The sequence below is a fragment of the Rufibacter glacialis genome, from assembly GCF_008271745.1.
In the GTDB taxonomy this organism is placed as follows: Bacteria; Bacteroidota; Bacteroidia; order Cytophagales; family Hymenobacteraceae; genus Nibribacter; species Nibribacter glacialis.
This window is the reverse complement of record NZ_VKKZ01000023.1, coordinates 410,039-418,903: the sequence shown is the minus strand read 5'-3', so window position 1 is coordinate 418,903 and position 8,865 is coordinate 410,039. Positions and strand designations below refer to the sequence as shown.

Annotated in this window: 7 protein-coding genes and 1 pseudogene; all 8 read right to left on the bottom strand. The window is 52.1% G+C overall.

The genetic code is table 11. The features are described 5' to 3' along the window. Nucleotides 1-539: 539 nt before the first annotated feature. Nucleotides 540-716, bottom strand: a pseudogene (locus FOE74_RS21765) (IS3 family transposase); the annotation flags it as partial. A 112-nt stretch (nt 717-828) separates the two neighbouring features. Continuing rightward, nucleotides 829-1,173: a 50S ribosomal protein L20 gene (rplT, locus tag FOE74_RS17765; protein WP_149099972.1), complete on the bottom strand. Its 345-nt coding sequence runs from the start codon at nt 1,171-1,173 to the stop codon at nt 829-831. 82 nt (nt 1,174-1,255) lie between these two features. Next, on the bottom strand, nt 1,256-1,450 hold the full coding sequence (gene rpmI, locus FOE74_RS17760) for a 50S ribosomal protein L35 (protein WP_066622245.1): 195 nt from the start codon (nt 1,448-1,450) through the stop codon (nt 1,256-1,258). Nucleotides 1,451-1,473: 23 nt separating this feature from the next. Beyond that, the gene (infC, locus tag FOE74_RS17755; protein WP_225840869.1) at nt 1,474-2,004 is read right to left on the bottom strand and encodes a translation initiation factor IF-3; all 531 of its coding nucleotides are present in this window, start codon (nt 2,002-2,004) and stop codon (nt 1,474-1,476) included. 111 nt (nt 2,005-2,115) lie between these two features. Next, nucleotides 2,116-4,053: a threonine--tRNA ligase gene (thrS, locus tag FOE74_RS17750; protein ID WP_149099971.1), complete on the bottom strand. Its 1,938-nt coding sequence runs from the start codon at nt 4,051-4,053 to the stop codon at nt 2,116-2,118. 50 nt (nt 4,054-4,103) lie between these two features. Then, complete coding sequence (locus tag FOE74_RS17745) at nt 4,104-5,192, bottom strand: tetratricopeptide repeat protein (RefSeq protein ID WP_188686857.1); 1,089 nt, start codon at nt 5,190-5,192, stop codon at nt 4,104-4,106. An 86-nt stretch (nt 5,193-5,278) separates the two neighbouring features. Then, nucleotides 5,279-7,738 (bottom strand): DUF5686 family protein, encoded by a 2,460-nt coding sequence (locus tag FOE74_RS17740; protein WP_192576636.1) that lies wholly within the window; start codon nt 7,736-7,738, stop codon nt 5,279-5,281. 297 nt (nt 7,739-8,035) lie between these two features. Continuing rightward, nucleotides 8,036-8,824, bottom strand: a complete 789-nt coding sequence (locus FOE74_RS17735) for a tetratricopeptide repeat protein (protein ID WP_149099968.1) — start codon at nt 8,822-8,824, stop codon at nt 8,036-8,038. Nucleotides 8,825-8,865 lie beyond the last annotated feature (41 nt).

Below are 8,865 nucleotides of genomic sequence, written 5' to 3'. Positions count from 1 at the left end.
TGTGGGCTGCAGGCCCCTCACCAGGTTCGGGTACTTGCGCAGAAAGTGCTTTGAGTTGGTTGTCTGCACGTAACGCCTGCCGGGACGTAGCAGCAAGCCGAACTCCCTCATCCAGGCGAACAGCCTGCCCCTCCCTAGCTTGATGCCCATGCCCGCCAGGGCCGGGCGCAGCCTGAAGTAAAGCTTACGCGTGCCCAGGCGGGGCAGCAGCTTCCGCTGCCCGTCTACCAGCGCCTTGACCTGCTGCTTGACCAGTTTCTCTTCACATGCCTGCTTCCGTAGCTTGTAGAGGTACTGCCGGCTGTAGCCCAGGCTCCGGGCTATCTGCTTTCGGGTGGCTCCGAGTGCCCCTTTGGCCGGAAAGCTTGCTGCGAGAGGGGCAAATACTTTTTTCGGATATTGGTGCCGAACTGTTCGTCAGCGATATCGATGGCCCGGTTGAGGATCATCTTCTCCTGCTCCAGGCGCTTGATCCTGGCTTCCAGCGCGTGGATCTTCTTGCGGGGTGGCTGCTTGTCTTTCATAGGTGTCCTGCTTTCCCAGTCTAAGCTACCATGTTTACGTAGCCAGACCAAAACCGTCGAACGGCCCTGGATGCCGTACCTCGACTGCGCCTGCTTGTAGGTCAGAAGCCCTTTTTCTACCTGGTCCACAACATCCAGCTTAAAGGCCAGACTGTAGTCCTTTTGACTTTTCCGTAAAAAGCCCTTCCTGATTGTTTCTTCCAAATAAGTCAACTTTTGTGTCAACTTATTTTAGGACGGTACAATATGGTCATAAAAAAAGCCCAGCAATTGCTGGGCTTTTCATTGGTATGGGAAGGAAAGCTTATTTTACTTTCTCAACGATTCCGGTGAAGGCTTCTGGGTGGTTCAAAGCCAGGTCAGCCAAAACTTTACGGTTCAGGTTGATGTTCGCTTTTTTCAATCCGCCCATTAATTGAGAGTAAGACAGGCCGTTGATACGGGCTGCGGCATTGATACGCTGGATCCAAAGAGCACGGAAGTCTCTTTTCTTCACTTTTCTATCGCGGTATGCATAAAGCAAACCTTTCTCAACCGCGTTTTTGGCTACTGTCCAAACGTTTTTTCTCCGACCAAAGTAACCTTTGGCCATTTTCATTATTCTTTTTCTCTTGTGGCGGGCCGCCACGGTATTGACCGATCTAGGCATTTCTGATTTTTTTTGGGGCTGGTGATTTCGGTTTAATGCTTAGTTACCAGTTCCCGTTGAAACAATAATTAAATTGATTGGATTAAGACGCAAGCATTCTCAATACGTTGGCCTGGTCAGCTTCGCTAACAAGTCCGGTGTGAGTCAGATTTCTCTTCTGCTTGGTGGTCTTCTTGGTCAGGATGTGGCTTTTGTAAGCGTGTTTACGCTTTACTTTGCCAGTACCTGTCAGGGTGAATCGCTTCTTAGCCCCTGATTTGCTTTTCATCTTTGGCATTTGGGTGTATATAAAGTGTACTGTTATTTTTTCACCTTCGGTCCCAGGAACAGAAACATCCGCTTCCCTTCCAGCTTGGGCAACTGCTCAACTTTGGCCACGTCTTCCAACGCTTGCGCAAATTTAAGCAAAAGTAATTCACCGCGCTCTTTAAAGACAATCGTTCGGCCAACAAAGTGCACATAAGCCTTCACTTTCGCGCCTTCTGCCAAAAATTGGCGGGCATGCTTCAGCTTGAACTCGAAATCGTGGTCATCGGTGTTAGGACCGAACCTGATTTCCTTCATCACCACTTTCGTGGTTTTCGCCTTCATTTCCCGCTGCTTCTTCTTTTGCTCGTATTTGAATTTCGAGTAATCAATAATACGGCAAACGGGCGGATCTGCCTTGGGAGATATCTCAACCAGGTCAAGGTTCTGCTCAGTGGCGAGACGACGGGCTTGGTCTATGCTGTATACACCCGGCTCCACGTTCTCACCTACCACCCGAACGTCGCGGACGCCGGTGATGCGCTGATTGATACGATAAGGTTCTTCGACCTTGCCACGTGGCACGTAGCGTCTGTTATTCGTAGAAATAGTTGTACCTCCTAAAAGTTTAAGGTTTCACAATCAGGGTGCGAATCTCGCCTTTTTCCCTGTAAAATAAAAGTATTTTATAATATTTTAACTGAGCATCTCTGCCAGCACCGCCCGGAAGTTGTCCACGAAGGCTTCTACCCGTAGCGTACCCATGTCACCTAAGCCATGTTTACGGACAGAAACAATCTGATCTTCCTGCTCTTTTTCCCCTACAATGATCATGTAAGGTACTTTGCTTACTTCAGCATCACGTATTTTCCGGCCTATTTTTTCATCACGGGTATCAATGTACCCTCTGATGTCCTGGTCCGCCAGTTGCGCGTTTACTTTTTGGGCATAGTCATGGTACTTCTCAGAGATAGGCAGAATAGCTACCTGGTCTGGGCTGAGCCACAACGGGAAGTTACCCCCGCAGTGTTCAATCAATACCGCCACAAATCGTTCCAGGGAGCCGAAAGGTGCTCTATGGATCATCACAGGACGGTGTTTCTCGTTGTCAGCGCCTACGTACTCCAACTCAAACCGCTCCGGCAGGTTGTAATCCACTTGGATAGTTCCCAGCTGCCATTTGCGGCCTAGCGCGTCTTTCACCATGAAATCCAGCTTAGGTCCATAGAACGCAGCCTCGCCCAGTTCGGTTACGGTAGGCAAGCCTTTCTCCGTAGCGGCTTCAATGATAGCCCGCTCTGCTTTCTCCCACAGATCATCAGAACCTATGTATTTAGTTTTGTTCTCTGGGTCACGCAAAGAGATCTGGGCGGTGTAGTTCTCAAAGCCCAGGGCTTTGAACACGTACAATACCAGGTCAATCACCTTGGTGAATTCTTCTTTCACCTGATCTGGACGGCAGAAAATGTGAGCATCGTCCTGAGTAAAGCCGCGCACCCGGGTCAAGCCGTGCAACTCGCCGCTTTGTTCGTAGCGGTATACCGTCCCGAACTCAGCCAGACGCACCGGCAACTCTTTGTAGGAGCGCGGACGGGTCTTATAGATCTCGCAATGGTGCGGGCAGTTCATGGGCTTCAGGAAGAACTCCTCCCCTTCATTGGGGGTCCGGATGGGCTGGAACGAATCTGCCCCGTATTTCTCATAGTGGCCCGAAGTCACATACAATTCCTTGGAACCGATGTGCGGGGTCACCACCGGCTGGTAACCAGCCTTGGTCTGGGCTTTGCGCATGAATTGCTCCAGGCGCTCGCGCAGCATGGTGCCTTTGGGCAACCACAATGGAAGGCCCATGCCCACCTTCTCAGAGAAAGCGAACAGTTCCATTTCCTTGCCCAGCTTACGGTGGTCGCGGCGTTTAGCTTCTTCCAGGCGCTCCAGGTACTCCGTGAGTTCTTTCTGCTTAGGGAAGGTGATGGCGTACACGCGCGTCAGCTGCTTGCTCTTCTCATCACCGCGCCAGTAGGCACCGGCCACGTTCATCAGCTTGGCTGCTTTAATGAACCCTGTGTTAGGTATATGAGGCCCTCGGCAAAGGTCGGTGAAGTTCCCTTGGGTATAGAAGGTGATGGAACCATCTTCCAGACCCTGTAACAGGTCAAGCTTATAGGGATCGTTTTTTTCGGTGAAGTAGGCGATAGCCTCGGCTTTGCTGATGGGCTGGCGCACAAACTCGCTTTTCTGGCGGGCCAGCTCCAGCATCTTCTGCTCAATAGCCGGGAAATCCTCGCTGGAAAGCGTTTTATCGTCGGCCAGGTCAATGTCATAGTAGAACCCGTTCTCAATGGCCGGGCCAATGCCCAGCTTCACGCCGGGGTACAAAGCCTCCAGCGCCTCGGCCATTAAGTGGGCTGAAGAGTGCCAGTAGGTGGCTTTGCCTTCGTCGTCGTTCCAGGTGAGCAGCTGAATGGCGGCATTCTCAGAAATAGGGCGCGTCAAATCCCAGACCTGACCGTTCACTTTCACGGCCAGCACGTTACGGGCCAAGCCTTCACTGATAGAGGCGGCTATTTCTATGCCGGTTACTCCCTCTTGGTATTCCCGGATCGAACCGTCTGGTAAGGTAATGTTGATCATATGGAAAGTAATAAAACTTCTTTGTTTTAGGCGGTTTTCTGGCAAAATAGCTAAAAAACCGATATGCCGCTCAATGTATCTATGATGGTACGCTGCGGCACCGGCCTGGTGACCCGTTGCAAAGCTACACTATAGCGCCGGTTCTGCGGATATTTTCTGGTTAAAAAAACGTACTGCTGTCTGGCCGCCTCTTTCTGCCCTGTCCACTCCAAACAAGAAGCCAGGATCCACCGGTTGTGCTCGGTCATGGGCAGCCCTAACTCGCGGGCTTTTTCCAGCAGCGGCAAGGCGGTACTGTATTGCCTCTTCTTGTACCAAGCCTCTCCCAACCCGGCGTATGCCTGGGCTTGTTTAGGATTCAGGTTGATGGCCCGGGAGAAAGTAGCCAAGGCCGTGTCTGTTTGATTGCGGCTCAGGAAATACTGGCCCAACTGCTGCCACCAAAAGCCGTCCTGGGGTTGTTTCCGCACTCCCTGCTGCACCAAGGGGTAGGCATAGTCATACAACTTGCGGGCGGTATAGATAGCGCTCAACTCCCGGAAAGCCGGGAGCGAAACAGAATCCCGCACCAAGGCCCGCTGTAAGTTCACCAAGGCCCGCGTGGTATCACCGGTTCCTACCTGGGCCTGGGCCAGCAGCACGTAGTGTTTGGCTTCAGAGGGACTCAGTTTGATGGCTTTAAGGCCATGGCCCAAGGCCCGCTCATACTGCTTAAGACCCACGTACGTCTCCGTCAAGATGGCTTCCGACTCCGGGGAGTAGTAGTTGAAGGCCTTCGCCTGCATCATCATGCGCATGGTCTCCTGGTACTGCTGCCCCTGGAGCAGGATCTTGGCCTTGTAAAAATAGGCTTCCCCTAAAGAGGGGTCTAAGGCAGTGGCTTTGGTGAGGTCCTTGAGGGCAGGCGTGGCCTGGTTAAGGCTCAGGTAAAGTTTGGCCCTTTTCACGTACCATTCCGGTTGGGGATCCCGTTGGTCCAGGGCCCGGCTGATCTCGTTGATGTGGGTGGGAATGGAACTGTCTACTTTCTGCGGGTGGAACATTCTCTCTTCAGAGGTTTTCTGGGAGCACGCTGAAAGCAGACCCATACCTAACCCCAAAAACAAAAGAGAATAACGCATGCCAGATATGAATTCCATGGTTTGTTGTCGTGGCGAAGGTACTATTTCCTGTTTAGTTCTACTGCGTTTTAACCCCCTATTTCTAAAAACCGCACTTAAACCCGTTACGGATTCACCGCCACCGACACGCATACTCCCCAACGGGGCGCCTCCAGGTCTTGGTAGGTTAGCCGGTGCACCAGATCTACCCGCAACAGTTGGTAGATATTCTTGAAGCCTACGTTCACCTCAGCATAGGGATTTTTGCCTAATCCCTGGAAACGGGGAGTTTCTCCAGCCAGGCCGGTGCTGGCTATCCAGTTCTTTTCTGACAGGTGGCCATACAACACGGCACCACCAGCTACTAAAATAAGCTTGGTTTTCTTGAGCAGGGGCAGCCGGTTGGTGAGCGAGAAAGCCCCTTCAAAATGGTGGTCATACCGCAAGGAGGCAAACTCGTCGGTGGCAAAGGAGAAGAACGGCATCAGGTTGAACCCCTCCATCACAAAGAACGGCGTCTGGTTGCCTAGCGGCACCTGCAACAACGGAAGCGGCACCCTGGTAAAGGTTTTGCCTGCTTTCAGGTAATAGCGCGCATACCCGAAGATGCCCGCCCGCACCCGCTGCTCCAGAGATACCCCCACTTGCTGGTAGGAAAAGTCTGAGTCCATCACCCCTTTGATCCCGGCCGTCAGGTGCAGCCCAAACAAAGGAGCCGTGGAGGTGGAGATGGGTATTTTCTCATGGTGCCGGATGAGCATCTTCTGGTCGGCGGTATAGCGGAAGGCTAGGGTAATATCAGTGGTTTGGAACCGGCCAAAAGTTTTTTGATCTCTTGCGGAAGACCACGCGCCTGGGGCAAAAGAAGGGACGTAGTTGGCCCTACGGACCGTTACCCGTTGCCTCAGCCCTGGAATCCACTCCCGCTCGGCCCACAGTTGCAGGCGTTCCTGCTGGTAAGGATAGCTCATGTTCCCCCACCGGAAGGCCGAGAAGAAAAGGCTGCTGACCTGGCTGTTGTCAAGATCCAATGTGGCTGGACCCACGTCTTGCAGGTAGCTCCCCCCCCACTCGGTCCAACGGTGCCGGTCTATCACATACCGGAGGTTCAAAAGGCTTTTGAAGGAAGCATCTTTGGTGCCATACGCCAGGTACCCGTTCACTATCCAGTTGGGGTGAAATTGAGCCGTAGTTCTACCGCCTACCTGTAACCGGTGCCCTTCCACTTCATTGTACACATAGGTGCCCAGAACCGGCCCCCATTCTACTTTCTCATTCAGAGGCAAATGGCCTTCCATCATGACCCTGACTAGTTTTACGGTTCCCCTGATCTCTGGCAGCTTGTTGATCTGGGCAATGGACTGCACCCGCTTCTGGTCTTCCAGGGATAGTTCCTGAGGCCGTACGCGCTGCCAATACTGCTCTTGGTGGGTAAGGGCAGAATCATGGATCTGGTGCGTCATGTCAAAGAAGGCGGCCGGCTTGGGCTGGTCCAGCGCCAGGCCGGTATAGGTGGTCCTCGACTCAATGAAGAGCCTCACCTCCGTGCCCGGCAAGCCCGTGAGCTGGAACTTGCGTTCGCTGAATATAGGCAGCAGGGAGGGCTGCTGGTCATCCCAGGCCTGGGTTATCTGCAGGCCGGCTACAAAATTAAGTGCCACCGCTGGATTCACCTTTAATTCAGCCCTGCGCAAGGCAAAGGAACCGTCTGAGATCCATATCGTTCCCTCAAAAGCCAGGTCCTGGGCCCGCTTAGGGTGGACTTTCAGCCGGTACACCTTTCCCTGCGGAGTTTCCAGGCTGTCTTCTAAAGTATAGTCATAGTAACTGCTCCATTGGTTGGCAACGGGGCTCACGAAATCCTTGTCAAACATGCGCACCCAGTTCTGGTACAGCGAGAAATGTTCCGCCTGGGCATTCAGGAGTTGGGCCACCTGGCTTTCCCGCTCAATGCCCACCCCTACCGTCTTACTGGCTTTCAAGATCTCTTTCGACTTTCTGGGGAACCGGCTGAAGTAGGTTTCCTTCACCGTTTCCGCCTGGAAAATGGGCAAAGAAGCCGTTTTGGTACCTGCTTTCTTTAGGGAGAGGCTATCCAGGTAGGGCGCGTATCTCTTGGAGAAGCTTTTCCTCTTGTCATGGGCCTCCCCTTCCAGAATACTTCCTTTTAACAAGGTATAGGTGCCAAACTGGATTGCTTCTTGGTTTTCTGGTAAGTACAGGTGTTTGTTCCTGGCAGCCGACCGCACAATACGGTAAGCCGGGTTTTCCTTAGGCCGCACCACCACTTCCTGCAGGGAATAGCTTTGCCGCACCAGCCGGATGACCGGCGTCTCCGCCAAGACCTTGACGGGCAAGGCTAGGGGAGCAAAACCCAACAGGGTGAAGGTTACGGTATCGGTGGGTTGATAGCGCAACAGGATGAATTTCCCGTTGGCATCTGTGAACACCGGCACTTTGGCGGAAGCCACGTGAACGGTCACATATTCTAAAGGTTTCCCACTTTCTGCTTCTACTACCCTACCTTCCAGCGGCCCCTTCTGAGCAAGGACCAGCAAGGCGTTCAGGAAAAAAAGGAGTAACAAGATGAGTGGTTTCACGCCCGCAAAGTAGATTTTCAATTCAAAAGATAGGCATTTTTTAATATTTACTTCTACTTTGTTTCCCAAAAAACAGGCCCGAAATGCGAAAAGAGACGGAAGCAGTGCTTCTTTTTGGTTTCCAGAAAAGAAAGGGGGCCTGGTAGTTTTAGGAACCCAAAGCCGGGAGGGCATTTTCTGGGGAATTTTTCAAAAATGGGCCTGAAACGGAATGGACACTACATAACAAAGGCACCCCTGGGTTGGGTGCCTTTGCCTTATAACTTTAAATAAAGGAGGGGTTTATGCTTTTACCTTCAAGACTTCCTGCAACAAGACTTTGCATCTTCTGCTCACTTCCAGGTCTTCAGAGGTCAGTAGTTTCTGGTCCAGCGCCCGCTGCAAGGTACTCACGCATTCAGAGGACTGATCTGCTTCACGTTGCACCCGGGCCAGGTCATAGTAAAAAAGCAAGTTTGAAGGTTCTAACTCAATGGCTTTTTTAAACGCCTCAATGGCTTCTATATTGGTGGAGGTAGGTAACGGAAACTGCGTCAGCAGTTTATTAGCAGACCGTTCGGCAAAGGAAAGGTTCGCTACCCTGAAAGCCCAACGCCCTTTAAGGTGCCAGGCACCCGCGTGTTTAGGATCTTGGGTAAGCGCTTTGTCTAAGTAGGTTTTGATCAGGCTCAACTGCACCAACCGGTCTTTGAGGCTGATGGTCTGGCACAGGTTGTTGAGGGAAAGCGCCATGACGTAATTTGGCTCTGCGGCCAGGCTGTCAACTTCCAGGGCTTTCTGGGCATACCCAAAAGCCTTCTGAAAATAGAGGCCTTTGCGGGTATCATCCTGGAAGCGGCTTCCAATGCGGCCGCACACAATACTGGCTTTCACCAAGGCCTCTTCCACTTTGGGATAAGAAGCCAGAAGGGTCTCATATTTCTCTAACGCCTCAGCGTCTTTGTATTCCCTGAATAGTTGATTCGCTTCCCAAAGTAGTTTTTCCGAACCTAAGCCCCCCGCAAAGGAGGCCAGGTTCGGAAAAATGATAAGAGACAAAGCTAATAGCATCAGGCTAAATGTTCTTCGCATAACTCCCCGGTTCATCTGTTTTAGTCCAACGTACGGGTAAT